20 protein-coding genes and 1 pseudogene are annotated in these 26,287 nt (G+C 62.1%); 14 read left to right on the top strand and 7 right to left on the bottom strand.

The features are described 5' to 3' along the window. The first annotated feature begins 54 nt into the window (after positions 1 to 54). The 7 genes from NVB75_RS19600 (at position 55) to NVB75_RS19630 (ending at position 7,967) form a co-directional block, all read left to right on the top strand. Positions 55 to 1,788 (top strand): dermonecrotic toxin domain-containing protein, encoded by a 1,734-nt coding sequence (locus NVB75_RS19600; RefSeq protein ID WP_258342881.1) that lies wholly within the window; start codon positions 55 to 57, stop codon positions 1,786 to 1,788. After that, on the top strand, positions 1,779 to 2,540 hold the full coding sequence (locus tag NVB75_RS19605) for a DUF6543 domain-containing protein (protein ID WP_258342882.1): 762 nt from the start codon (positions 1,779 to 1,781) through the stop codon (positions 2,538 to 2,540). Before NVB75_RS19600 ends, NVB75_RS19605 begins: the two co-directional genes overlap by 10 nt. 5 nt (positions 2,541 to 2,545) lie before the next feature. After that, positions 2,546 to 3,808, top strand: a complete 1,263-nt coding sequence (locus NVB75_RS19610; protein ID WP_258342884.1) for a hypothetical protein — start codon at positions 2,546 to 2,548, stop codon at positions 3,806 to 3,808. Positions 3,809 to 4,112: 304 nt separating this feature from the next. Then, positions 4,113 to 4,646, top strand: coding sequence for a hypothetical protein (locus tag NVB75_RS19615; RefSeq protein WP_258342886.1), 534 nt, complete (start codon positions 4,113 to 4,115; stop codon positions 4,644 to 4,646). A 53-nt stretch (positions 4,647 to 4,699) separates the two neighbouring features. Then, positions 4,700 to 5,692 (top strand): AraC family transcriptional regulator, encoded by a 993-nt coding sequence (locus NVB75_RS19620; protein ID WP_258342888.1) that lies wholly within the window; start codon positions 4,700 to 4,702, stop codon positions 5,690 to 5,692. A 152-nt stretch (positions 5,693 to 5,844) separates the two neighbouring features. Next, complete coding sequence (locus NVB75_RS19625; protein WP_258342890.1) at positions 5,845 to 6,879, top strand: histone deacetylase family protein; 1,035 nt, start codon at positions 5,845 to 5,847, stop codon at positions 6,877 to 6,879. After that, positions 6,876 to 7,967 carry a polyamine ABC transporter substrate-binding protein gene (locus tag NVB75_RS19630; protein WP_258342891.1) on the top strand — a complete coding sequence of 364 codons (1,092 nt, stop codon included), beginning with the start codon at positions 6,876 to 6,878 and terminating at the stop codon, positions 7,965 to 7,967. The genes NVB75_RS19625 and NVB75_RS19630 overlap by 4 nt, the downstream gene beginning before the upstream one ends. 21 nt (positions 7,968 to 7,988) lie before the next feature. Here the strand turns inward: NVB75_RS19630 and NVB75_RS19635 are convergent, their stop codons facing one another. Continuing rightward, positions 7,989 to 9,551, bottom strand: a complete 1,563-nt coding sequence (locus NVB75_RS19635; RefSeq protein ID WP_258342893.1) for a PLP-dependent aminotransferase family protein — start codon at positions 9,549 to 9,551, stop codon at positions 7,989 to 7,991. A gap of 90 nt (positions 9,552 to 9,641) precedes the next feature. Here NVB75_RS19635 and NVB75_RS19640 point away from each other — a divergent pair, with 90 nt between their 5' ends. From NVB75_RS19640 to NVB75_RS19650, 3 genes are read left to right on the top strand one after another with little or no spacing between them, the layout of a single operon-like run. Continuing rightward, positions 9,642 to 10,277, top strand: a complete 636-nt coding sequence (locus NVB75_RS19640; protein ID WP_258342895.1) for an FMN-binding negative transcriptional regulator — start codon at positions 9,642 to 9,644, stop codon at positions 10,275 to 10,277. Next, on the top strand, positions 10,274 to 10,720 hold the full coding sequence (locus NVB75_RS19645; RefSeq protein ID WP_177048318.1) for a GNAT family N-acetyltransferase: 447 nt from the start codon (positions 10,274 to 10,276) through the stop codon (positions 10,718 to 10,720). The genes NVB75_RS19640 and NVB75_RS19645 overlap by 4 nt, the downstream gene beginning before the upstream one ends. A gap of 13 nt (positions 10,721 to 10,733) precedes the next feature. Beyond that, positions 10,734 to 11,405: a GNAT family N-acetyltransferase gene (locus tag NVB75_RS19650; protein WP_063033797.1), complete on the top strand. Its 672-nt coding sequence runs from the start codon at positions 10,734 to 10,736 to the stop codon at positions 11,403 to 11,405. A 220-nt stretch (positions 11,406 to 11,625) separates the two neighbouring features. Here the strand turns inward: NVB75_RS19650 and NVB75_RS19655 are convergent, their stop codons facing one another. Further along, the gene (locus tag NVB75_RS19655) at positions 11,626 to 11,901 is read right to left on the bottom strand and encodes a helix-turn-helix transcriptional regulator (RefSeq protein ID WP_258342898.1); all 276 of its coding nucleotides are present in this window, start codon (positions 11,899 to 11,901) and stop codon (positions 11,626 to 11,628) included. An 87-nt stretch (positions 11,902 to 11,988) separates the two neighbouring features. Here NVB75_RS19655 and NVB75_RS19660 point away from each other — a divergent pair. From NVB75_RS19660 to NVB75_RS19670, 3 genes and pseudogenes are all read left to right on the top strand, one after another. Further along, positions 11,989 to 14,959, top strand: a pseudogene (locus tag NVB75_RS19660) (autotransporter domain-containing protein). Positions 14,960 to 15,067: 108 nt separating this feature from the next. Continuing rightward, positions 15,068 to 16,324, top strand: a complete 1,257-nt coding sequence (locus NVB75_RS19665; protein WP_258342900.1) for an autotransporter domain-containing protein — start codon at positions 15,068 to 15,070, stop codon at positions 16,322 to 16,324. A gap of 111 nt (positions 16,325 to 16,435) precedes the next feature. Continuing rightward, a complete protein-coding gene (locus NVB75_RS19670) occupies positions 16,436 to 17,509 on the top strand; it encodes a hypothetical protein (RefSeq protein ID WP_258342901.1) in 1,074 nt (357 codons plus the stop codon). A 74-nt stretch (positions 17,510 to 17,583) separates the two neighbouring features. Here the strand turns inward: NVB75_RS19670 and oadA are convergent, their stop codons facing one another. Beyond that, positions 17,584 to 19,392 carry a sodium-extruding oxaloacetate decarboxylase subunit alpha gene (oadA, locus tag NVB75_RS19675; protein WP_258342902.1) on the bottom strand — a complete coding sequence of 603 codons (1,809 nt, stop codon included), beginning with the start codon at positions 19,390 to 19,392 and terminating at the stop codon, positions 17,584 to 17,586. Positions 19,393 to 19,403: 11 nt separating this feature from the next. Next, complete coding sequence (locus NVB75_RS19680; RefSeq protein WP_003213442.1) at positions 19,404 to 20,819, bottom strand: acetyl-CoA carboxylase biotin carboxylase subunit; 1,416 nt, start codon at positions 20,817 to 20,819, stop codon at positions 19,404 to 19,406. Positions 20,820 to 21,015: 196 nt separating this feature from the next. On the opposite strand from NVB75_RS19680, the gene NVB75_RS19685 reads away from it, so the two are divergent. After that, complete coding sequence (locus NVB75_RS19685) at positions 21,016 to 21,990, top strand: LysR family transcriptional regulator (protein WP_226476846.1); 975 nt, start codon at positions 21,016 to 21,018, stop codon at positions 21,988 to 21,990. On the opposite strand, the gene NVB75_RS19690 is transcribed toward NVB75_RS19685, so the two are convergent. The 3 genes from NVB75_RS19690 to NVB75_RS19700 form a co-directional block, all read right to left on the bottom strand. Further along, the gene (locus tag NVB75_RS19690) at positions 21,920 to 22,117 is read right to left on the bottom strand and encodes a PA3496 family putative envelope integrity protein (RefSeq protein WP_081253237.1); all 198 of its coding nucleotides are present in this window, start codon (positions 22,115 to 22,117) and stop codon (positions 21,920 to 21,922) included. The genes NVB75_RS19685 and NVB75_RS19690 overlap by 71 nt on opposite strands. A 222-nt stretch (positions 22,118 to 22,339) precedes the next feature. Beyond that, the gene (hexR, locus tag NVB75_RS19695; protein WP_003213447.1) at positions 22,340 to 23,206 is read right to left on the bottom strand and encodes a transcriptional regulator HexR; all 867 of its coding nucleotides are present in this window, start codon (positions 23,204 to 23,206) and stop codon (positions 22,340 to 22,342) included. Positions 23,207 to 23,369: 163 nt separating this feature from the next. Then, positions 23,370 to 26,243 (bottom strand): EAL domain-containing protein, encoded by a 2,874-nt coding sequence (locus tag NVB75_RS19700; protein WP_258342903.1) that lies wholly within the window; start codon positions 26,241 to 26,243, stop codon positions 23,370 to 23,372. Positions 26,244 to 26,287 lie beyond the last annotated feature (44 nt).

Below are 26,287 nucleotides of genomic sequence, written 5' to 3' on the forward strand. Positions count from 1 at the left end.
CTGGCGTGCCGCTCCCTAGCATGGGGCCTGTTTCCATGCACGCCAGGCCTCCCCATGAGTTCACCCGCCGCACAGCCCAACGCCAACACCGCCACCCAAGCCCTGCTCGCACAACTGTGCCTGGGCCCTTCGTTCCTGGAGGTCGCAGCCGCGTTGCTGCGCCCGGAACTACGTCGTTTGTACCCCGCGTTGGATATCGACCCGGACATCGCCATGGTCTGCACCCCAGGCTGGGTGCTGATGGACGACCAGATCCAGGCCACCACGCCGCAGTATCAGACGCTCACCGGCATTCTCGCCCGGCAGGCGGTGCTTGAAGTGCCTCGCCTGTACATTGAAGGCGAACACTTCCTGACCCAGCAGCCGCTCACCACGACGCCCATTCACCTGCCGGTGCGTATCGCCGAAATCGCCCAGGTTATTAATGTGCTGGCGCCAGTCATGCTCAGCGCCTATCAGGAACAGCAAATCGCTTTCTGGAACAGCGCCAACAAGGACGGCCCGCAATGGCATACCCTGTCCAACCACCTGCGAACGCTGTGGAATGTCCAAGGGGTAACCGGGTGGAGCGCGGTGGATTGCGCCATGGCGCGCCAGCTCTATAACGCACCCGACCTGAAGAGCCGGCAGGCCAAGCCTCTGCTTAACGGCAAGGCCTACCTGATCGACATCAGCCTGATAGAGGGTGAAACCGTCACCCCACTGAGCCTGATGCCCATCGCCGTGCTGGTGGGCACCCATGAATCGCGCACGGTGATCCTGGTGCACTCGCTGCTCAACGGTTATGAAAAGTTCACGTCCTTGCAGCAGCTCGGCGCCTCCCTGCCCGGGCACCTGAACCCCGGCCTGTCTTACACGGGCCTGCACTGGCGCTTGCTGGAACCCGAAGGCGATTTTTTTGACCAGCAAGCCTGCTCGCTGATCACCCTCCAGATCAACGCCATCGGTGCCATTGATTTCTCCGCGCTCAAGCACAAGGATGCCAACCCGGCCGCCCTCGGCTCACCGCCGGCGATCGCCAGCTTCGTCGCGGACCAGGGGCCCGACCTGAGCCAGTATCAGGACGCTATGCCCGCCTGGCTGAACACGGCATCCAGCAGCGACCTGAGCCTCTATTCCCGTCACCTCAAGGACCTGGCGGCCTTGCACAGCCTTAACGCCGGCAAGGGTTACCAGGACGGGATTGCGCCCATCCGCGAGTACACCCTCAAAACCCTCAAGGATTTGATGGTCGCCGACCACGCCGAAGCCGCCACACTGCATCTGGACGATATCGAAATACGCGTCACCAGCCAGGTGGTATGGGGCACATTCCCCGTGCCCGGCAAAATCGAAATGACCACCTTTAACCTGGTCGACCTGGCGCTGCAAAACCTGATCGCGCTGCCCCTGGGAGACAAGAGCCTGCGCCTGCGCAATGCCCGGGCGCTGCCCGCCTGGCTGACCGTGAGCTATGTGGAGACGCTGGTCCAGCAAGCCGACATCGGTCGCCAATATCCGGCACTGGTTAAGGCCAAACTACTGGACGACCCACAGGAATCGCTGCGCCGACAGCAACTGTACGGCCAGCACCTGCGCATTCAGCTGCCGCTGCTGGCCCTGCAATACAAGATTCGTCAGCAGGCCGGCATCGATGAGCGTGGCTACCGCTACATCGTGGCAGTGCTGGAGTCACAGGCCGGCAACCGTCAGGTAGATGGGCAAACCATCGTGTTGCGCGCCCCCTGGCCTTCGTCCCCCTGCGACGTGCGGGCGGTGCGGCCGATGAGGTGGCCAATATGTTCTTGATCGGTCCCCAGGACCCTTCCGCCGGGCCTTGCCTGTTGTATCGCCCATTGTTCGACCAACCGCTGACCCAATATCCGTCGCCCGCCAACGTGCTGTATGCCCTGCAAGAGGACGCCGACCTGCGTGACTCGGTACTGGCCTGGCTGCCCGACGCGGTGCGCAGCGACTACAGCAACTATGTGTTTCCCGGCGCGCTGCCTTCGCCCTGGGCCATCATGCGGTTTATCGTCGAACCCAGCAAACTCTGGGTCATGTGCGGCCCTATGCGCCTTGGCGGCGAGGCCATCAACGATGATCTGGCGGCCCACCTTTTCAAGGCCAACGCCAACGCCGTGGTGGAGTTGGCGGACCGCCAGTCGGTGTCCAATCGTGAGAACCGCTGGGCCACGTTCAAGCAAGCCGGGTGGCTGATCTTCAATGCTGCACTGCCCTTTCTCGGGCGCGGTGTGGGGGTTGCCGCCTGGATCTGGCAAATTCTCGATCAGTTGCAGCAAGCCGCCGAGGCACGCCGACGCAACCATTCACAGCAGGAGTGGGCAGCCCTCACTGACGTACTGCTGAACCTGGCAATGGCCATTACCTTACACTTGGCCAGCCGCAATCAGCCGGCCAGTCGTCGACTGCCCGGCTACCAGGCGGAAAAAAACCTGCGCCGCCCACCTCAACGCCCACGGCGCCAATCATCCAGCAAGGCCCGACCATCCTTCCCCACGAATTGCCGCCAGAGTTGCCGCAATCGGTATATTCCCTAGGCGCCGTGGCCCGCAAACCCGAGACCCTGGCAACCGTGCTGGAACGCTTCAAACTCCCCAGGCCCTCCGGCCTGGGCAACGTTGTCACGCCAGTGGGGCCCCACCAATACCTCTACCCTCTGGGTGAAAAATGGTACGCACCGGTGGGTGAGCGTTGGTTCGAAGTACAGGTAGGTGAAGACGACGCGGTGGTGATTGTCGACCCCAGCCTACCCACCCGCACCGGCCCGCTGCTGCTACACAACCTCAAGGGTGAATGGTTCGTCGATACCCGCCTGCGCCTGCGCGGTGGCGGGCCCAAGGTCGTGAAAAACAAAGCTCAGAAGGAGGCCACCCGCAAGGCCGCCGAGGTACGCGCGCGCCTGGAGCAGTTCGAAAACGACAAACAGCGAGCCCAGCTCGAACTGCAGCAGGCCCGCCAAGCCCTGAGTGACGCGCCGCGCACCTCGGCGCAAGCCGCGCGCCAACTCTACCTGGACAAACTCGTAAGCCAGCGCAACGACTATGAAACCGCCCTGCAACAGCTGAAGACCCTGAATCTGTTTGCGCCCATGAGCAATTATCAACCCAAGGCCCTGAGCTACCTTAAAGCACAGCTGGACCTCACCCAGGCCGGCATTGCAGAAGTCCAGACACGCTTCACCCCCAAGCTTCGGACCGTACTCGACCAGATCGAACGCCAAGCGACGGCCCCTCAGGAGCGCCATATTGAAGACGCGCGGCAAATGACCGAGTTGAGCCAGGACATGCTGACTCGCCTGGACTACGCCCAGTCACGCTTCACTGAACTGAAGGCCCTGGCCCGGGATGGGTTGCGCCTGATCCAGAGCACCCGGCACCTGCTGCCCTCCTACAGCAGCGATGATCTCAAGGCATTGCAGGTAACGATGGCTCGCAACCTGTGCCTGTCTGAAACCAGCCTGCAAACCCATCCCCAGGCCTGGAGCACTCTCGACCGGATCGTCGACGCCGCCGACCTGGCGGTGCAAACCCTGCGCGACACCCTGCACGAACGCAGCGAATCACGGCTCGATGAGCGCATCGACAGCCTCGGCAGCCTGATCGACCAGTTCAAGGTGATCGATGAACGGTTGCAGGACTTTTCCGCTGACTTTTCCGAGCACGCCCTTGGCGAACCATTAGGCCAATTACGCGCACAAATCCGCAGCTATTTGCAACGGACGCTGAACAGCCTGGCGCTGCTGCATGCCGAGCGCGACCTCATCAGGACCCGTCCCACCCCCCGCCGACTCCGCCACGCCCGCTGAAGAAGTTCATCAGCACCCGCTTCAACGGCGTGCTCATCGGTGAACCGCGACTGACCGAAGCCGGGCTGGAAACAAACATGGTGGATATTCGCTCTCCCCTGACCCATAACGTCCTGGCCACCTTCCATGAGAAGCAACCGGGGATCTGGGTCCAGCACGTCAAGGCCAGTGTGCCAGCGCCAGCGCCCGACCTTGAAACCAGCCTGCATGCCGGCGAGACCCTGCTCCTGGAACTGCCGGCGTTCAACCGGCGCGCTGCGGAGCAAGTAAAAAAACCGACCGGACCGTCGTCGGCATCGAGCAGATGTTTCATCAGCACGCCATGCTGCTGGAGCAGGCCGAGCAAGACCTGGAGAGGGCACTGACAAACGCCAACGTCACTGACAGCGATTCAAACTCGGCCGCCAGCCTCTCGAGCCGGCTCAACAACGCAGCCCAAAGCCTTTACCTACAGGCGAAGAATCACCGGATACAAACGACCAAGCAACGCCCACCGACTATCGACGGGGTTGAATGGCTAAAAACCCACAACGAAATCACGGTACGCAAAACCATCACCCGCCGTCGCCTGAAGGCGGCTCAACCGGATTATCTCGACGAATACACCATCAGCGAGCAATCCAGCGGCAAGGTGCTCTGGTACGCGCACTTCCACTACTCCACCAGTTGGACGCCGCCCAAGGCATTTATCTCGGCCCGCCTGAAAACTCCCGAGGAGGCGCGCCGCGGCTCGGCAGCCGACAGCACTGGAGGCTTGAACGGGCAGCAATTGACGGACTTCTACCGCAGTGAATTTGGCCTGGAGCAAGCCCGGCGAGTGTTCTTCGACGCCGGCTGAAACCGGCGGCACACAACTTGCTCGGCTCCTGTCCACCACGGTTGGAGCCGCCCATGCTGCATTCGCACCTCACCACCCTCAACGCCGTGTCGCTGGTGTTGAGCACGTTCCGCGCCAAAGGCCTGCCGAGTACCGCGCTGCTCGCCGGCAGCGGCATTTGCGCTGCGGACTTGAGCCGCACCGACACGCGCATCACCACTCACCAAGAGATGCGCGTGTGTGCAAATGCCGTGGCCTTACAGTGCGACATCGGCCTGGAATTGGGCCAGCGCATGCATGTTTCGTCCTACGGCATGTTGGGCTATGCGTTACTGACCAGTGCCACCTTCGGTGACGCTTTGCGCCTGGCCCTGCGTTATCCGGCGCTGCTGGGAACACTCTTTGAACTGAGCCTGGTGCAGGACGGTGAGCGTATCTGGTTCACCGCCAGCGATTACCGCGAGAGCGCCGCGCTGACCCTGTTTAACGTCGAGCTGTGTCTGGTGTCGTTGAAAGTCATCTGTGACGACTTGCTCGGCCACCCACTTCCTCTGCTGGGCGCACGCTTTGAACACGATGCGCCGGCTTACCAGAGGCGTTACACCGAGCGTTTCGACTGCCCCTTACAGTTCCAGGCCACAACCAATGCATTCGCGTTTGACCCACGCTGGCTCGAACAACCATTACCCTTGGCGGACGCCGTGACGCACCAGGCCATGGCCGAACGCTGCCGTAAACAGAACACCGAATTTACCGGGCGCGAAGCCTGGCTGGGGCGTATCCGTCAGTTACTCGCGACGCAACTGCACGCCGCTCCTGGGCTGGATGGCCTGGCGCAGCAAATCAACTGTTCAGCCCGCACCTTGCGCCGGCACTTGCAGAACCTGGGGTGCAGCTACCAGGAACTGCTCGACGAGCTACGCTTCGAGCGGGCCAAGCAATTGCTGGGGGAAGGCGCGCTGCCGATCCATCGGATTGCCGAGCAGTTGGGTTTCAGCGAGACCGCCAGTTTCCGCCATGCATTTGTACGCTGGAGCGGCGTCGCGCCCAGCCAGTTCCGGCCTTGATCCATTCAAGGGCATGGCTGCGCCATTGAGGGGCGAATTGCGGACAGATAATTTGGCCATATCGGTCCCCTTTTGGCCGCTCCTGCCATTCTCATAAATCCCACCCTCCGCAAGACTGGACCTCACCGATTCAGCCTGCGGAGAACAACAATATGCTGACGATCTACTCGGACGATCACCACCTGCACCATGGCCGGTGCGAGTTGATGGACGGGCAACTGATGCCCTGTTTTGAAATGCCCTCCCGCGCCGACCACGTGCTGCAACGCGTCAGAGACCGCGAACTGGGACCGGTACAAGCGCCCAACGATTTTGGCCTGGCGCCGCTGCAACGTATTCACAGCCCCGCCTATCTGGACTTCTTTAAAGGCGCCTGGGAGCGCTGGACCGCGTTCGGCCAGGATGGAGACTTGCTGCCCTACACCTGGCCCGCCCGCACCTTGCGCCGGGTCATCCCCACCAGCCTGCACGGCCAGCTCGGCTATTACAGCTTCGACGGCGGCGCGCCGATCACCGCCGGCACCTGGCAAGCGGCCTACAGCGCAGCGCAAGTCGCGCTGACGGCGCAACAGGCGATCCAGCAAGGCGCCCGCAGTGCCTTCGCCCTGTGCCGTCCGCCCGGGCACCACGCCGCCAGCGACTTGATGGGCGGATATTGCTACCTCAACAACGCGGCCATCGCAGCCCAGGCATTTCTCGACCAAGGCCACATGAAGGTCGCCATCCTCGACGTGGACTACCACCACGGCAACGGTACCCAGTCGATTTTCTACGAGCGCAGCGATGTGCTGTTCACCTCGATCCACGGCCATCCGGAGGCGGAATTTCCGTTCTTCCTGGGCTATGCCGACGAGTCGGGCGAAGGCGCCGGTGAAGGTTTCAACTTCAACTATCCCTTGCCCGCCGGCTCTGGCTGGGACCGCTGGAGCGCCGCCCTGGAGCAGGCGTGTGAGGAGATTGAACGCTATGGCGCCGACATCATCGTGGTCTCGCTGGGCGTGGACACCTTCAAGGACGACCCGATCTCCCAGTTCAAGCTCGACAGCCCCGACTACCTGGCGATGGGTGCGCGAATCGCCCGCCTCGGCAAACCGACGCTGTTTGTGATGGAAGGCGGCTATGCCGTGGAAGAAATCGGCATCAATGCCGTCAACGTTCTCGAAGGTTTTGAGGGATTCGCCCAATGAACATGCTCAAGCATCTCGTCCTCTGCGCCGCCGTGCTGAGCGGGGCCGCGCACGCCGAAGAAAGAACCCTGCGGGTCTACAATTGGTTCGACTACATCACCCCCAAGGCCCTGGAAGATTTCAAGGCGCAGAACCCCAGCGTCAAGCTGGTCTACGACATCTTCGACACCAACGAAGCCCTGGAGGCCAAGCTGCTGACCGGCAACTCCGGCTATGACGTGGTGGTGCCGTCCAACGTGTTCCTGGCCAAGCAGATCGAAGCCTCGGTGTTCCAGCCGCTGGACCGCAGCAAACTGCCCAACTGGAACCACCTCGATCCCAAGTTGATGAAGCTGATCGAGGCCAACGACCCCGGCAATAAATTCGCCGTGCCCTACATGTACGGCACCATCCTGATCGGCTTCAACCCGGACAAGGTCAAGGCCGCGCTGGGGGCCAACGCCCCCGTGGACAGCTGGGACCTGATCTTCAACGTCGAGAACATCAGCAAGCTAAAACAATGCGGCGTGGCGCTGCTGGATTCGCCGTCGGAGATCCTGCCGCTGGCCTTGCAGCACCTGGGCCTGGACCCCAACAGCAGCAACCCGGCGGACTATGTCAAAGCCGAAGCGCTGCTGATGAAGATCCGCCCGTACATCACCTATTTCCACTCGTCCAAGTACATGGCCGACATTGCCAACGGTGACATCTGCGTGGCGGTGGGCTATTCCGGCAGCTTCTCCCAGGCCGCCAACCGTGCCAAGGAAGCCAAGAACGGCGTGATCGTGGACATGCGCCTGCCGAAAGAAGGTGCACCGATCTGGTTCGACATGCTTGCCATCCCCAAAGGTGCCAAGGACCCGGAAGACGCCTACGCCTTTATCAACTACTTGCTGCAACCGGGCGTGATCGCGCCGATCAGCGATTTTGTCGGCTACCCCAACCCCAACAAGGACGCCACCGGGTTGGTGGATCCGGCGATTCGCAACAACCCCAACCTGTACCCGACCGAGGCGGCCATGGCCACGCTGTATACCCTCAAGCCCCTGGGACGTGACGCCGAACGAGCCAGGACCCGCGCCTGGACCAAGATCAAGTCCGGCACCTGATCGGTTGCCGCCGGTTGCGCCTCAGCGCGTAACCGGCGCGCGCCAAACCTGGCCCAAGCGCTTCAACGCCTGACTGATCTGCGCCTCGGGCACGGCAGCAAACCCCAACACCATTCCGGCACGCTGATCCAGCGGCGTGAGTGAGTCCGGCAGCCAATAGCTGCTCAGGCCATTGACCTCCACACCCACTGCCGCCGCCTGTTGGATCAGCGCCTGTTCCCGCGCCAGGCTGTCGACCCGCACGGTCAAGTGCAGCCCGGCCGCCACTGACGGGAGGCGGCCAACGCCGTCGATACCGGCGGGCCATTCCGCCACCAGCGCGTTGAGCCGGCTCTGCGCGGCGCGGCGCATACGGCGTACATGGCGTTGGAAGTGCCCGGTCGCCATGAACTCCGCCATCACCGCCTGAGTGCTGACTTCCGAGTGGCGCACGTCCACCGCACGGCGACGGGCAAAGGCCTGGACCAGGCCGACCGGCAACACCAGGTAGCCCAGGCGCAGCGCCGGAAAGGCCACCTTGCCGAAGGTCCCGACATACAGCACCCGGCCAGTCCGATCCAGGGCCGCCAGCGGAGCCAGGGGCGCGCCGCTGTAGCGGTACTCACCGTCGTAGTCGTCCTCGACGATCCAGCCGCCCGTACGCTCGGCCCAGGCCAGCAGTTCCAGGCGTCGGGCCAGGCTCATCACCACGCCGGTGGGGTATTGATGCGACGGGGTGACGTAGGCCAGGCGGCAACTGCCGAGGCCGTTCAACGCGGCGCAGTCGATGCCCTCGCTGTCCACCGTCACGCCATGCAATTGGCCACCCGCCACCGCGAACGCATGGCCCGCCGCCCGATACCCCGGATTTTCGATGGCAACTGCATCGCCGGGCTCCACCAGCAACTGTGCACAAAGGCTGATTGCCTGCTGCGCGCCACTGGTGATCACTATTTGCTCAGCCGTGCACTGCATGCCGCGAGAGCTGCGCAAATAGGCAGCAATCAATCCACGCAGGCGCGCGTCGCCCGCCGGGTCGCCATAACACAGTTGCTGCAAGTCCGGCTTGCGCCAGAAAGCCGCAGTCAGCTTGGCCCACACGTCAAAGGGGAACAGATCAAACGCCGGTACGCCCACCCTGAAAGCCCTCGGCGGACCGCTGGGTGGAAGTGCCAAATGATTGTTTTCTACCCGCGTCAACGCGCCACTGTGGATAACTTGACTGGATGAAACCCCAGGCAATTCCGACCGTTTTGTGGATAACCCTGGGGATAAGCCTATTGATAACCCTGTGGACACTTTTGTGGATAGTTTTTTTGCGGGCGTCGGTGTCTGTGGCAATTGCGCCACGTAGGTGCCATCACCCACGCGGCCTTCGATAAATCCTTCGGCATACAGCTGGTCGTAGGCGCGGACCACGCTGTTGCGAGAGATCGACAGCGCGGCCGCCAGGTCGCGGCTGGCCGGGAGCCGGGTGCCGCTGACCAAACGTCCATCCAATACCCGCTGGCGCAGGGCTTGATAGAGCTGGCGCGTGAGGCCCTGGCGGCGGTCCAACTCGATACCTGCCGGATTGAACGAGAGCGGTGGTTCTAACGCAGGCATGGAATTGGACCTATGAAATTGACTGGAGATGGCTCTTACAACGAACCATTAGCCTGCCTAGGATGCAGGCATTCGCCAAGGAAAATCTTCATGTACACACCACGCGCCTTTGCCCTCGATGACTTGCCTGAAATCCAGCAACTGATCCAGCACACGCGCTTAGCGCAACTGGTGACCTTTGGTGAACAAGGCCTGCAAGCCAGCCACCTGCCGTTGCTGCTCAACCCCGATGAAGGGCCAAACGGCACCCTCTACGGACACATGGCCAAGGCCAACAGCCAATGGCAGGCGCTGCAAAATGGCGGCGAGGCCCTGGTGATTTTTGCCGGTGCCGAGGCCTACGTCAGCCCGTCGTTCTACCCGGCCAAAGCCGAACACGGCAAAGTGGTGCCGACCTGGAATTACATCGCGGTACACGCCTATGGCACCGGCGAAGTGTTCACCGATGCCGAGCGCCTGCTCGAGCTGGTCAGCGCCCTCACCGACCGCCATGAAGGCAAGCGCGCCCAGCCCTGGAACGTCAGCGACGCCCCGGCCGACTACATCGACGGCATGCTCAAGGCCATCGTCGGCTTTGCCCTGCCGATCCAACGCCTGGAAGGCAAACGAAAACTCAGCCAGAACCGCAGCCCGGCGGACATCGCCGGCGTTCGTGAGGGCCTCGCGGCCAGCACCGACGTGCGCGACCAGACCCTCGCCCGCTTTATTCCCAAGGAGCCAACATGAGCCAGATCGAAATCCGCCAGGTCAGCGCCGCCGACCACGCCGCGTGGCTGCCCCTGTGGCAAGCCTACCTGCGCTTCTACAACACCGAGTTGCCGGACGCCGTCAGCCAGAACACCTGGCAACGCCTGATCGACGCCCATGAGCCGACCCATTCGGCCCTGGCCTGGCAGGACGGCAAGGCCGTAGGCATGGTCAACTTCATCTACCACCGGTCCAACTGGAGCATCGAAAACTCCTGCTACCTGCAGGATTTGCTGGTAGACCCGGCCCAACGTGGCACCGGCGTCGGCCGCAAACTGATCGAGTTCGTCTACGCCACCGCCAAGGCCGACGGCTGCTGCAAGGTCCACTGGCTGACCCACGAGACCAACGCCACCGCCATCCAGCTGTACGAACGCATCGCCGAACGCCCCGGCTTTATCCAGTTTCGCAAAGGTCTTTAAGGAGAAGCACAGCATGACGACATCATTGGCCGACTGGAAAGGTGTCCCGGCGCCTACCGTCACCCTTATCGAAGGGCGCTTCATCCGCCTGGAAAAACTCGACCCGGCCCGCCATGGCGATGACCTGTTCAACGCCCTGCAAGGCCCCGGCGCGGATCCGACGTTATGGGATTATTTGCCTTACGGCCCGTTCCCCGAGCGCGCCGCCTTCGACGCCTGGCTGAACAACCATGCGTCCCACAGCGACCCGTACTTCTTCAGCGTGATCGACAAAGCCAGCGGCGACGTACAAGGCATCCTCAGCCTGATGTCCATCGTGCCCGAGCAAGGCCGCATCGAAATCGGCCACGTGACCTTCGGCGCACCGATGCAGCGCTCACCGAAAAGCACCGAGGCGGTGTACCTGCTGGCCAAGCACTCGTTTGAGCTGGGCAATCGTCGCCTGGAATGGAAGTGCAACAACGCCAACGCCCGCTCCAAAAATGCGGCCGAGCGGTTGGGATTCAGTTTTGAAGGGGTGTTTCGCCAGCACACCGTGGTCAAGGGCCGCAACCGGGATACGGCGTGGTATTCGATCCTGGATGGGGAATGGCCGGCGATTGGGGCGGGGTTTGAGCGGTGGCTGTCAGATGCCAACCAGACCGGTTCGGGACAGTTGAAAACGCTGGTGGAATGCCGTACCTAATCCACCCTGCCACCCCCTGACAAATGTGGGAGCGGGCTTGCTCGCGAAAGCGGTGTATCAGTCACAAATGTATTAACTGACCCACCGTCATCGCGGGCAAGCCCGGCTCCCACATTGTATCTTCAGCGTATCCGGGCCTTGTGCTCAGCCGAGGCGAATAGGCGAGCATCTATACCTTGAAGTACTTGCTCACGATCAAACACCACGGCATCGCCTTTTCCTACAAGCTTCTGCGAACCTTCACCACTCCCATCTTCAACCCAAACGGCCTGAACACTGCGTTCAACGACTTCAGCGTCTGATTGCCCTCGCCATGTTCGATATGCACCAGCGTGCGTACGGAGATTTTGCACATATTGGCAAACTGGCTCTGATGCAGCCCAGTGACTTCCGTTCGCAGCCGGCGTACTGCCTCGGCTATTTCCAGCGTTCCCTCGGCCAATGCATCCTGAATGCTTTCGATCAACCGGGTTCGTTCTTCAACCGTCAGGCTCATTTCAATCCCCGTCACCTCCCCGCCATCATTCTGTAAAAAACCTCCGCTATACAGGTCGACTCTTTTCCAAAAACAAGGTCGCCCGCCATGCCCCCTTCGCCCCAGCGCCTTGCGCTCACTCTCGGCCTGCTGGTCAGCAGCGGTTTTGTCGATGCGGCGCCCGCGCCAACCAAGACGCTGCAGATCGACACGCCCACCACCACCGGGCAAACCCTGGGCGGTAGCGACTCGTTGACGATTTCGGCACCGGGCAGCATCACGACTTCCAAAGTCGCGGTGACCTTGAAGGACGGCACCACCGGTAATGGCGTGGTGATCGACAACTCCGGCAGCATTACCTCCACGGGTGGCCGGGCCATCGACAGCAGCGGCAGCCTCACCGGTACGCGCAACTACAGCATCTACAACCGAGCCGGCGGGGTGATCCAGGGCGCCAAACGACGCGCTGCGTATCGATAGCAATTTCGCCAGCGGCAGCCTGTTGATCGACAACAGCGGTACCATTCGCTCCACCACCGGCCAAGGCCTGGACCTGGATGCGATCCGCAGCTCCAACGTCACCACCACTATCATCAACCGCCAGGGCGGGCTGATTCGCGGTGACGCCAGCGACGGCATGAAGACCGGCGGCAACGCCAGCATCACCAACTATGGCGAGATTTCCACCGGCGACACTCACTCGCGCGATGACAAATTCGACGGCGTCGACATCGACTCCGCCACCGGCGTGACCGTCACGAACTACGGCCTCATCTCCGGCGGGCGCCACGGCATCACTACCGACCTGGGCGCCACGCTGACCAACTACGGCACGGTGATCGGCCGCAACGGCTCGGGCTTTGGCTCCGACGGCGACGGCACGGTGATCAACCACGGCACCATCACTGGCGCATTCTCCGGATTGCAGCCGGATGGCGACGGCGACGGCGTGGACATCGACAAGATTGCCCACATCGAAAACTACGGAGTCATCCAGGGCGTGGGCGCCGGTGGCGTCGACAAGAACGGCTTTGCCAACGGCAGCGAAGGCATCGCCCTTGGCGGCGGTTATGTGTTCAACGGTGTCGGCGCGCTGGTGAGCGGCGCCAATAACGCGGTGCTGGTGGACGACGGCAGCGACGGCCCGGGACTGGCAGCCACGACCTTGATCAACCACGGCACCATCCAGGGCCTGGGCGGCTTCGGCGTGAAGTTCGTCGGCGAGTTTGCCGACACGGTGGTCAACGCTGGCTTGATCAGCGGCAGCAACGGCCTGGCCCTGGATTTGGGCGGCGGCGATGACAAGCTGACCCTGCTCGGCGGCAGCCGTTTTGTCGGCGTGGTGGATGGCGGCACGGGATATGATCGCGTGATCATGGACGACGTCGCCGGCGGCAGTTTCGGCAACAGCCGCAACTTCGAATGGCTGGACGTAAAGCAAGGCACCTGGACCCTCACCGGCAGCGGTGACTTCAGCGATGGCGGCGAGATTTTCAGCGGCGCCAAGCTGATCAACCAGGGTGGGATCGCCGGCAACGTGACTGTCGATGAAGGCGGTATTTATGCCGGTGGCGGCAGCGTCGGCAGCCTGTTGGTCAAAGGCACGTTGCAGACCAACACTGCACTTGGCACCGCCAGCATTACTCGCGACCTGACCATGACCAGCGGCTCGACCCTGGCCTATGGCGTGAATGCCGACGGCAGCAGCGCACCGGTCCAGGTCGGTGGCACGGCCTACCTGAATGGCGCAACCCTGGCGGTCAATCCCGGCACCGGCACCTACCCGTGGCAAAGCCATTACACGGTGCTGCAGGCCGGCAGCATCAATGGCACATTCGACAAGGTCACCAGCGACTATGCCTTCCTCACCCCCACCCTGGATTACAGCCCTACCCAGGTTGGCCTGACCTATACCCGCAACGACGTGGCCTTCAATCAGTTCGCCAACACTGGCAACGGCGCCAGCGCCGCCAACGCCCTGGCGAGCCTGGGCAACAATAACCCGCTGTATAACGCCCTGCTCAACACCACCAACAACAGCGCCGGCGCCGCCATCGAGCAACTGGCGGGCAGCAGCACTGCCAACCTGACCAGCGCCACCCTCGGCGCCAGCGCCCAGGTCGGCAACAGCATGCTGAGCGCCATGCATCAACTGGGCGGCGGTGCCGGATTGCTGGTGGGCCTTGATCAGAAAGACACCCCCGTACTGGCCGCCACTGGCGTACCCGCCGAAGCCCGCAACCTCAACGACCCCAATGCCCGGGGCCGCCTGTGGCTGCAAGGCATCGGCAGCTACGGCAAGCTCGACGGCGACCACGGCAGCAATGGCCTGACCCAGCGCACCAAAGGCAGTGTGCTGGGTGCCGACTGGGCACTCGATTCGGACTGGCGCGTGGGCGTACTGGGCGGTTACTCGAAGACCGACCTGGACACCACTGGCGTCGATGGCAGCGTCGACAGCTGGCACGCCGGCGTCTACGCCATGCGCCAGAGTGGACCGCTGGCCTTGCGCCTTGGTGCTGCCTACAGTGGGCATCAGGGCGAGAGCAAACGCACCGTGGCCTTCGACGGTTTCAGCGATCGCCCCAAAGGTGACTACGACGCCAACAGCCAACAAGCCTTCGCCGAACTGGGTTATGCCATGGGCAGCGGGCGTCTGAGCGCCGAGCCGTTCGCCAACCTCGGCTACCAGCGCTATCACCGCGACAGCTACAACGAAAAAGGCGCCGCCGCCCTGCGTGTCGAGGGGCAAACCCAGGACAATTTCAGCAGCACGTTTGGCCTGCGCCTGGCGCACCTGAGCCAGCTCGACAATGGCATCAGCCTCACGCCACGGGTCAGCGCCGGCTGGAAACACACCTACGGCGATGTCGACAGCAGCACTCGCCAGGCCTTCCTGATGGGCGGCACCGCGTTTAACGTCGAAGGCAGCGCACTGGACCGTGACAGCCTGATGCTGGAAGCCGGGCTGGATGTTGGCCTGTCGGCCCGCCACACGCTGGGTGTGGGCTACAGCGGCGAAATAGGCAGTAACAGCCGCAATCACGGGGTGATCGGGCAATGGCAGATGAGTTTTTAATCGCAGTTCACTAGAGACATTCCCCGCAAGCACGAGGGGCGCGGCCTGACAGTGGTCGCCCCCCTACCTCGCTAAATTCCCGGCCTCACATTCATAGGTTGGGATTTCATGCCACTTACCAAACAACGACTCATCTTCGCCATTGCGCTCGCCCTCGGCGCCTCCAGCATCCAACACGCCTGTGCGCAGGATGACCTTGGCCTCGGCTATCAGCACCCAGCCCCCCCTGACGCTTCCTTCGCTAACCATGCAACCACCGCCAATGGTCGCCAGGTCGGCAAAGTACTGGATGGCGCCATCCAGTCAGCGATGGAAAACAGGAACATGTCGCCTGAACACAGGAGGGCTCTGTTTGACCTCCAGGACGAACTCCTCCGGAACCCGAACGCTGCCAGTGAGGCCCTGGAACAACTGGCAGGCAGTCAAAACGCCAACCTGGCCGCCGCCACCCAGAACGGTACCGAGCAAATAACCGCCCACCTGCTTTCAGCCATGCGCGCCATCCCCACCGACTCGGTAGGCGACGATAACGGCCGCCTCTGGCTTCAGGGTCTGGGCGCCTCCGGTCGTCTCGACAGCCAGGGTGGCAGCGCCGGCCTGAAACTAGGCACTCAAGGCCTGCTGATGGGTGTCGATTGGGCTGTCGACCCAGCGTGGCGCGCAGGTCTGATGGGCGGTAAAACCTCCAGCGACTTCGACGCCAAGCGCTTCGACGCCGCGCTGGACAGCTGGCACCTGGGCGCCTATGCCGTGCGCCAGGACGGGCCGCTGGCACTGCGCCTGGGTGCGATCTACAGCAACCACGACGGCAATAACAAACGCAACGTCGATGTCTTTGGCGAAAAAAATCAGCTCAAGGGCAAGTACAACGCCCAGAGCCAGACAGCGTTCGGCGAAGTGGGCTATCAGGTAGGCCAAGGTACCTTCAGCGTCGAACCATTCGCCGGCATCGGTTATCAACGCTACCACCGCGACAGCTTCAAGGAAAAAGGCGGCAATGCGGCCCTCAACGTCGGCGCACAAACCCAGGAGAACCTCAGCAGCACCTTCGGCATTCGCCTGGCCAGCCTGCATACGCTGGATAACCAGATGAGCCTGACTCCACACCTGAGCTCCAGCTGGAAACACCTCTACGGCGATGTCGGCAGCCAGGTTCGCCAATCCTCTCGCCGGATCAGCAAGATGGACCTCAATGGCAATTTCACCACCCAGGGTACATCCCTTGACCGTGACAGCCTGGCAATACGGGCGGGCCTGGATCTGGCCCTCTCGGAGTACCAGACGGTGGGCCTGACTTACAACGTTGAGACCGGCAACAACAGCCATCAACAAGGACTGATGGGCAATTGGCAGATGGCGTTCTAACCTCGGTGAATTGAGGAACAATCCCGCAAGCATCGGCCCCCTGCACTGACAGTCGGCGCCCTGGGTTCCTCGCTACATTCCGGTCTCTTTCACCCAAGAGGCCGGAACATTATGTCGTCGACAATCCCGTACCTTCCTTCCCTAGGCTCCCTGCTGGCCTACGGCACTCGGTCACTCGCCGAGGCCGTCGCACCTCGTCCACCTTCAGCCGCCCCCGTCGGTGGAAACTTCACCTCCATCTCCGTAACCCTCAACAATGGTGCAGGACTGGACATCGATAATGTCAGCCAGCTGATTTCCCCTTACGCCAAAACCGGCCCCCGCACTTCACTGCGAGGCATCGAAATCAACAACTCGCCTACCGCCACGACCCAGGGCCTTTCAAGCGCCGGACAGCACCCCGTCTGGCTGGAAAACCAGGGCCTTATTGAAAACAAAAAGGGCACCGGGGTAAAACTCGCGGGCAACCAGGCGGACGAGGTGGTGAACGCCGGCATGATCAAAGGCAGCAACGGCATGGCCCTGGACATGGGCGGCGGCGATGACCTGTTGATTGCGCGCAGCAGCAGCGGTTTCGACGGCGCAGTCGACGGAGGCAGCGGCACCAACCAGTTGCTGCTGGACAGCGCCAAGGGTGGCACCTTTGACGGCGCCAGCCAGATGCAACACCTGTGGGTGGGCAGCGGCGCCTGGACCTTGACCGGCCCTGTGCCCGCCAACCAGAAGGGCGAGGTCTACGCCAACGCAACCCTGATCAATAAAAGCCAGATCGGCGGGGAGATGCACATCCGCCCGGGTGGTACTTACACCGGAGGCTCCGTTGGTAGCCTGAACGTCGCGGGCACCCTGCTGCTCGACCCGGCCACGAAGTCGCAGACCAGGGTCAAGGACACCTTGCACCTTGAGCAGGGTTCCACACTGGCCTTCAAGGTCGGCACGGATGAAGCCCACAGCACGTTGAAAGTCGAGAACCGCGCCGTCTTGAACAACGCCACGCTGAACATCGACGTCACGGCCGAGAATGACCAGCTTCTGGGGCGCCAGCTACGGGTGGTTGACGCCCAGCAGGTTGACGGCCAGTTCGGCACGGTCACCAGCAACCTGAAGGCCTACACCCCCGAGCTGATCTACACCCCAACCGGGGCTTTTGTGGCGTTCAAACCCAAGGAAGCCGTGGCGGCCTGAAGGCAAATTCCAGGCGAAAAAAAAGGGGGCACATGCCCCCCCGAGGTTTAAGCGGTAGTCTCGAAGGCTGTTGATCAGCCTTCGATTTCAATCAGGATTTCACCCGGGTTGACCCGGTCGCCCTTGGCCACGTGAACGGCGGTGACCTTGCCGGCGATAGCCGCCTGTACTTCGGTCTCCATCTTCATCGCTTCAGTGATCAACACGGCCTGGCCGGCTTTCACCACATCGCCTTCCTTGACCAGCACGTCGACGATGTTGCCCGGCATTGCCGTGCTGACATGGCCCGGCGCGGTGGCGTGCTTGCGCTTGCTGCCGCCGCTGCTGACGAATTCGTTGAGCGGTTCGAACACCACTTCTTCGGGCATGCCGTCGATAGACAGATAGAAGTGGCGCTTGCCTTCGGCCTTGACGCCGACACCGGTGATGTCCACGCGGTAGCTTTCGCCGTGCACGTCGATCACGAACTCGGTCGGCACGCCTTCACCACCGGCACGGGCCACGCCGCCGGCTTCAGGAATCGGCAACAGCACTTCAGGGCTCAAGGTGCCGGCATCACGCTCTTCGAGGAACTTGCGCCCGATGTCCGGGAACATGGCGTAGGTCAGCACGTCTTCTTCGGACTTGGCCAACGCGCCGATTTCGCCGCGCAGCTTGGTCATTTCCGGCTTGAGCAGATCGGCCGGACGGACGTCGATCACCTCTTCGCTGCCGATGGCCTGGCGCCGCAATTTTTCATTCACGGTACCCGGCGCTTTGCCGTAGCCGCCTTGCAGGTACAGCTTCACTTCGTTGGTGATGGTCTTGTAGCGCTCGCCGGCCAGCACGTTGAAGAACGCCTGAGTGCCGACGATCTGCGAAGTCGGGGTAACCAGCGGCGGGAAGCCGAGGTCTTCACGAACGCGCGGGATTTCGGCCAGCACTTCGCTCATGCGGTTCAGCGCGCCCTGCTCTTTCAACTGGTTGGCCAGGTTGGAAATCATCCCGCCCGGTACCTGGTTGACTTGCACACGGGTGTCGACGGCGGTGAATTCGCTTTCGAACTGGTGGTACTTCTTGCGCACGGCGTAGAAGTACAGGCCGATTTCCTGCAGCAGTTCCAGGCTCAGGCCGGTGTCGAATTCGCTGCCTTTGAGGGCGGCGACCATCGACTCGGTGCCCGGGTGGCTGGTGCCCCAGGCGAAGCTGGAGATGGCGGTGTCGATATGGTCGGCGCCGTTTTCGATAGCCTTGAGTTGGCACATCGCGGCCAGGCCGGCGGTGTCGTGGGAGTGGATGAAGATCGGCAGGCTTTGCTCGGCTTTCAGCGCCTTGACCAGTTCGCCGGTGGCGTACGGCGTCAGCAGGCCGGCCATGTCCTTGATCGCGATCGAGTCGCAACCCATGGATTCCAACTGCTTGGCCTGGGCCACGAATGCCTCGACGGTGTGCACCGGGCTGGTGGTGTAGGCGATGGTGCCCTGGGCATGTTTGCCCGCCGCTTTCACCGCTTCGATGGCCACCCGCAGGTTACGCACGTCGTTCATCGCGTCAAAGATGCGGAACACGTCGATACCGTTGACGGCAGCTTTAGCGACGAAGGCTTTGACCACGTCGTCGCTGTAGTGGCGGTAGCCCAACAGGTTCTGGCCACGCAAGAGCATTTGCAGGCGCGTGTTGGGCAATGCCGCACGCAGTTTGCGCAGGCGCTCCCACGGGTCTTCTTTCAGGAAGCGTACGCAGGCGTCGAAGGTCGCGCCGCCCCAGACTTCCAGGGACCAGTAGCCGACTTTGTCGAGCTTGTCGCAGATCGGCAGCATGTCGTCGGTGCGCATGCGGGTCGCCAGCAACGATTGGTGAGCGTCGCGCAGGATGGTGTCGGTGACAAAGATTTTCTTGGACATTGTTGTATTCCTCACAGGCCTGCGTGGGCGGCGATGGCGGCGGCGATGGCCAGGGCCAGCTCTTCGGGTTTGCGCTTGATCGAGTAGTTGGTCAGCTCAGGGTGGCTTTCCACGAAACTGGTGTTGAACTGGCCGCTGCGGAATTCCGGGTTGCGCAGGATTTCCTGGTAATAGGCGGCGGTGGTCTTCACGCCTTGCAGGCGCATGTCGTCCAGGGCGCGCAGGCCGCGGTCCATGGCTTCTTCCCAGGTCAACGCCCACACCACCAGCTTCAGGCACATGGAGTCGTAGAACGGCGGGATGGTGTAGCCGGTATAGATCGCCGTGTCGGTACGCACGCCGGGGCCGCCGGGCGCGTAATAACGGGTGATCTTGCCGAAGCTTGGCAGGAAGTTGTTCTTCGGGTCTTCGGCGTTGATGCGGAACTGCAACGCGAAACCCCGGTGCTGAATGTCTTCCTGCTTGACCGACAGCGGCAGGCCCGACGCAATGCGGATCTGCTCACGCACGATGTCGATGCCGGTGATCTCTTCGGTGATGGTGTGTTCCACCTGCACCCGGGTGTTCATCTCCATGAAGTACACCTCGCCCTCGGCGAGCAGGAACTCCACGGTACCGGCGTTCTCGTAGCCCACGGCCTTGGCGGCACGCACCGACAGGTCGCCGATGTAGGCGCGCTGTTCAGGGGTCAGCTGGGGGCTCGGGGCGATTTCGATCAGCTTCTGGTTACGGCGCTGGATCGAGCAATCGCGCTCGAACAGATGCACCACGTTGCCGAAGCTGTCACCGAGGATCTGCGCCTCGATGTGCTTGGGATTGACGATGCATTTTTCCAGGAACACTTCCGCCGAACCGAACGCCTTGGTGGCTTCGGAAATCACGCGAGGGAAGGCTTGTTCGAGTTCTTCACGGCTGTTGCAGCGACGAATGCCGCGACCGCCACCGCCGGAAGTGGCCTTGAGCATCACCGGGTAACCGATACGGTCGCCTTCGGTGAGGGCTTCGGCGATGTCGGCAACGTTGCCTTCGGTGCCCGGGGTGACCGGCACACCGGCCTTGATCATGCTGCGGCGGGCTTCGGTCTTGTCGCCCATGCGGCGAATCACTTCGGCCGATGGGCCGATGAATTTGATCCCGCGTTCGGCGCAAATATCTGCCAGCTCGGCATTTTCCGAGAGGAAGCCGTAGCCGGGGTGCAGCGCGTCGCAACCGGTTTCCACCGCCAGGTTCACCAGCTTGCGCGGGTTCAGGTAACCGGCCAGTGGCTCGGCACCGATGCTGTGGGCTTCGTCTGCGCGCTTTACATGCAGGGCATGGCGATCGGCATCGGAATAGACCGCGACCGAACGAATACCCATCTCGGCGCAAGCACGCACGATACGTACGGCAATCTCACCACGGTTGGCGATCAGGATCTTTTTTATCACTTGGAAATTCCCTTGAGCCGATTGCTAGCTACTTCGACCCACTGGAGCCGGGTCGGCGCGTGACCAAATGTTTCAAGCCAGTCGCGAGACACACACTATGCCCCTGCAGGGATTAACAAAAATCAATAATAATTGGGTTGTGTATAAGCAAAGACTTATAGTCAGTGCATCAGGGGTTGGCGGGGAGGCTTGAGTAATGCGTAAGTCATTGATGCGTATGACATTGCGTCAGTTGCAGATTTTCAATGAGGTCTGTGATTTGCGCTCCTACAGCCGTGCGGCCGAGGAAATGTCTCTCACGCAGCCGGCCGTTAGCCTACAAATCAAGCAGCTGGAAGAGCTGCTGGGCCAGCCGTTATTCGATTACGTCGGCAAAAAGCTCTATATGACTGAAGCAGCCGAAGCGTTGCAACGGGCCAGCCGGGACATCTTCGGCCGCCTGGAAAACCTCGACATGCAGCTTTCGGACATGCAGGGCTCGTTGCAAGGCCAGCTGAAACTGGCGGTGGAATCCAGCGCCAAGTACTTCGTGCCGCACCTGTTTGCCGCCTTCAAGCGCCAGCACCCTGAGGTCAACCTGCACCTGACGGTGGTCAACCGCGCCCAAGTGATTCGCAGGCTGTCGGACAACCGTGACGACCTGGTGATCATGTCCATGGTGCCCCAGGACATGGGCCTGGAATTCCTGCCGTTCCTGAACAACCCGATTGTCGCGGTGGCACCCCACGATCATCCGCTGAGCCATCAAGGGCCGCTGCGCTTGCAGGACCTTGAGCCTTACACGCTGCTGTTGCGCGAGCCAGGGTCCGGGACGCGGATGGCGTGCGAGGAGTACTTCAAAGAGAAGCGCGTGCACTTCACCCAGACAGTGGAGGTGTCTTCCGCCGAGGCACAGCGGGAGTGCGTGACCGCCGGGTTGGGCGTGGCGCTGCTGACACGCCACGCGGTCAACCTGGAACTGGCCACCGGCGGGCTCAAGGAGCTGCCGGTGGAAGAACTGCCGCTGTACCGCAGTTGGTGCCTGGTGCAGGCCAAGGCCAAGCGCCTGTCACCGGTGGCCCATGCCTTCCTGGGCTTTATCCGCAGCGAGCGGCTACAGATCAGCGCGCTGGCTGAGCGCTTCGCTGGGCAGCTGCGGGCGCCTGCCAGTGGAGCTCCGGATAGTCACTGATGCTCTGTTGCAATTGGCGCTGATCGCAGCGGTCTTCAATTGCGCGGCGGAAGGCCATGCGGCGCTGGTCTTCCTGTTGGCGGCGGGTTTTGACAGCGCTGTTGCTTTCTTCGTATTGCCGAGCCATTTCGAGTCTCCCAATGCGAGTAAGGGGAGTTCAGGATGGGCTCGGGCAATGACGGTTTAGCGGCACGGGGATGACAGGACGATGAATCTTCCGGGGCAGAACCCAATCAACATGTGGGAGCGGGCTTGCTCGCGAATGCGGTGGGCCAGCCAGCATATTCAGTGACTGACACTCCGCATTCGCGAGCAAGCCCGCTCCCACAATTGGTCCGCGTACAAACTATCAGTCGTCGAGGGCTTTTACGGACTTGGGTGACAACCGCAGACTGCGCAAGCTGCGCTTTACGCTCTTGAGGTGGTTGACCAGGCTCGGGCCGCGCGCCATGGCCACGCCCATCGCCAGCACGTCGATCACCACCAGGTGGGCGATACGCGAGGTCAGCGGTGTGTAGATTTCGGTGTCCTCGTGCACATCGATCGCCAGGTTGACGGTCGACAGCTCCGCCAATGGCGTCTGGCTCGGGCACAGGGTAATCAGGGTCGCGCCGCTTTCACGCACCAGGTTGGCGGTGATCAGCAAATCCTTGGAGCGGCCCGACTGGGAAATGCAGATCGCCACGTCGCTAGGCTTCAACGTCACCGCCGACATCGCCTGCATGTGGGGGTCGCTGTAGGCCGCTGCCGTCAGCAGCAAACGGAAGAACTTGTGCTGGGCATCCGCCGCCACCGCACCGGACGCGCCGAAACCATAGAACTCCACGCGCTGGGCCTGGGACATGGCGGTCACGGCTTTTTGCAACTCTACCGGGTCGAGCTTTTCCCGCACTTCCATCAGGGTATGCAGGGTGGTGTCGAAGATTTTCAGGCTGTAGTCGGCGACGGAGTCGTCTTCGTGAATCGCGAACTGCCCGAAGCTCGCACCGGCGGCGAGGCTCTGGGCCAGCTTGAGCTTCAAGTCCTGAAACCCGGAGCAACCAATGGCGCGGCAGAAGCGCACGATGGTCGGCTCGCTGATGCCCACGCTGTGGGCCAGGTCGGCCATGGAACTGTGCATCACAGCCGCAGGGTCAAGCAGCACGTGATCGGCAACCTTGAGTTCCGATTTGCGTAACAGGTGGCGCGACTGGGCGATATGTTGCAACAGGTTCAAAGGGCTGGACTCTTTGTTATTGGCAGACGCCAGGGATGTAGCAAGCTTGTAGTTATACTACAAGAATTACCGATTTGCCCGCTCGATGCATCACTTAATCACGCTGCTGCCCGCTGAAACAGCGGGCAGGACCGATGTAGCCCCGCGTGCGGCTTGGACTCAACTACGGAAAATCGGCATTTTTTCGTAACAAATCCGCCAGGCCGTCCGCTTCCACCGGCCGACTGATCAAATAGCCCTGCACTTCATCGCATTGCTCGGCCCGCAGGAAATCCAGCTGCTGTTGATCTTCCACGCCCTCGGCTACCACCTTGAGCGAAAGCCCGTGGGCCATGGCGATGATTGCACGGGTGATCGAGGCATCTTCGCGGCCCTGCCCGAGACCGCGGATGAAGGTCTGGTCGATCTTCACGTAATCCACAGGGATGCGCTTGAGGTAACTGAGGGATGAGTAGCCGGTGCCGAAATCATCAATCGCCAGTTTCACACCCAAGTCACGCAGTTGCTGGAAGGTGGAAATGATGTGCTCGACACTGTCGAGCAGTTGGCTTTCGGTCAGCTCCAGCTCCAGGTACTGCGGATCAAGCCCGGTTTCTTCCAGCACCTGGCGCACCAGGCTGACCAGCTTCCCTTGACGCAACTGGTGCACCGACAGGTTGACCGACACACGGATCGGTTCAAGCCCCTGGCGCTGCCACTCACAGGCCTGCCAGCAGGCCTGACGCAATACGAACTCCCCAAGCGGTACGATCAATCCGGTTTCTTCGGCCAGCCCGATAAAATCCCCCGGCGGCACCATGCCCCACTGCGGATGCTCCCAGCGAATCAAGGCCTCGGCGGCATTCAGCTTGCCAGTGGCCAGGCACAGCTTGGGTTGGTAGAACACCGTAAGCTGGCGCTCATCAATCGCCTTGCGTAGCTGGTTTTCCAGCTGCAAACGCTCCAGAGTGCTGGCTTGCAAGCTGTCGGTGTAGAACTGGAAATTATTCCCGCCCAAATGCTTGGCGTGCTGCATGGCCATGTTCGACTGACTGACCAGCGCGGATATTTCCCGCGCATTGTCGGGCAACAGGCTGACGCCCATTGAGGCGCTGACCACCAGTTCATGCCCCTCCACCGTCACCGGCACCCGCAACTTGGCCAGCAGCCGCGTGGCCACCCGCGCCAGGCTCGACAGGTTGCCGTACGCATCGAACAACACGGCGAATTCATCACCAGAGAGCCGCGCAATGGTGTCGGCTTCGGGCAAGGCATTGATCAAGCGGCGGGCCATTTTCTGCAATAACTGGTCGGCCACTTCATGCCCGAGGCTGTCGTTGAGCAGCTTGAACCGGTCCAGGTTGATATGCAGCAAGGCCAGGCTGCGGCCGCCTTGGCGCACCCGTTGATGGGCTTCGCGCAGCCGCTCGCGGAACAGCGAACGGTTGGCCAACCCGGTCAATTCGTCGTAATGCGTGAGGTAGCGCATGCGCTCCTCGGATTCGCGCCGCGCAGACAGATCAGCGAAGAAACCGACGATATGACTGACATTTCCCCGAATATCCCGCACTACATTGAGTTGCAGCCATTGTGGGTAGAGTTCGCCGTTCTTGCGGGTTTCCACCAGCTCGCCCTGCCAGGTGCCGTGGCTGAGCAGCGCCTGGCGGATCACCGGGAAGTGACGCCGTGCGTCGCGGCTGCTGGGCAGTTCAACGACATTGCGGCCGATCATGTCATCAATATCGAAGCCGGTGACGCGGCTGAACGCTTGGTTGACCGCCACCAGCACGTAGTCCGGGTTCAGGATCACGATGCCTTCGCTGGCCGCCTCGAACACCGTCGACGCCAGGCGCTGCTGTTCTTCCAGGACCTTGCCGGCGCTGATGTCGCGGCGAGTGCCGAGCATCCGCGTGACGCGCCCACTGGGCGAGCGCTCCACGGCGCGGCCACGGTCCTGAATCCACACCCAATGGCCATCGCCATGGCGCACCCGGTATTCCACCAGGTAGTCCTCGCTGCGGCCTTTGAGGTGTTCCACCAGCGCACGCTTGAGCAGCGGCAAATCGTCCGGGTGCAGCCGCGGCTTGAGATGGCTGAGCATCGCCGTGACGTATTCCGGCTCCAGGCCGAACAGTTCCTTGAGTTGGGTGTGGTGGACCTCGTCGGTTTGCAGGTTCCAGTCCCACAGACCCAGTTCGCTGGCCTGCAACGCCATCGCCAGGCGTGCCTCGCTTTTGCTCAAGGCCAGGCTGGCGGCATCCAGTTCCTGGCTACGCTGATCGACGCGCTGCTGCAGGCCGATCTGCGCCTCACGCAGCTCCTGCTCGACCTGGCGTCGTTGCTCCACTTCACGCACCAACTCCTGGTTCAACTGCTCGCTGCGCTGCTGCGCTTGCTGCAGATGCTCGATCAACGCCTGGTTCTGGAAGCGCCTGAGCAGCCCGCGCTGGATCAGGCGATTGACCTGCCACGCCACCAGGCTCAGGGATGCCAGCAGAATCAGGCCCAGGCAACCCCAGCCTTGTTGCTGAGGGTCACCGCTCCAGAACAGATAGATAATCGCCGGCACCAGGCAAGGCACGGCAAACGACAGGAATGCTGGCAGGCTGACGGCGTAAGCCACACTGGCGGACAAGGTCGCCGCGCCGAGCAAGCCGAACACCCAGGCCTGCTGCGCAAAGCTGTCCACCGGTACCAGGGCGATGGCAGCACTGGCCAGCGTCAGGCCGCTGACGGCCGAACCCAGCATGAACATGCGGCGCCAGATCGGCTGCGCCTGGCGGCTCGGCATGGCCGAATCGAACGCCGCCACCTGAATCACCCGCAGGGCCACCAACGCCACCAGCCACACCAGCCAAATGCTGTCCAGCAGGTAACGCTGCGGGCTCCAGAGTAACCAGGCGCAGACCAGTCCGTTCACCAGCATTAATAAGGTAGGCAGCAGGGAGCCTTGGTAAAGCAGGCGCGTGCGCTCGACCGCCATCTCCATGGCGTAGTGTTTGCGGATAACCTGCGCCGGCGCCACCGAGGGGCCAGCCAGGTCAATGCTAAGGGTCATAGGCAGTGTTCTTATAATGGTGAGCCCGAAACGTCGACGGAGCA

Origin of the sequence: Pseudomonas sp. CBS, assembly GCF_024734645.1 — a bacterium.
GTDB lineage: Bacteria > Pseudomonadota > Gammaproteobacteria > Pseudomonadales > Pseudomonadaceae > Aquipseudomonas.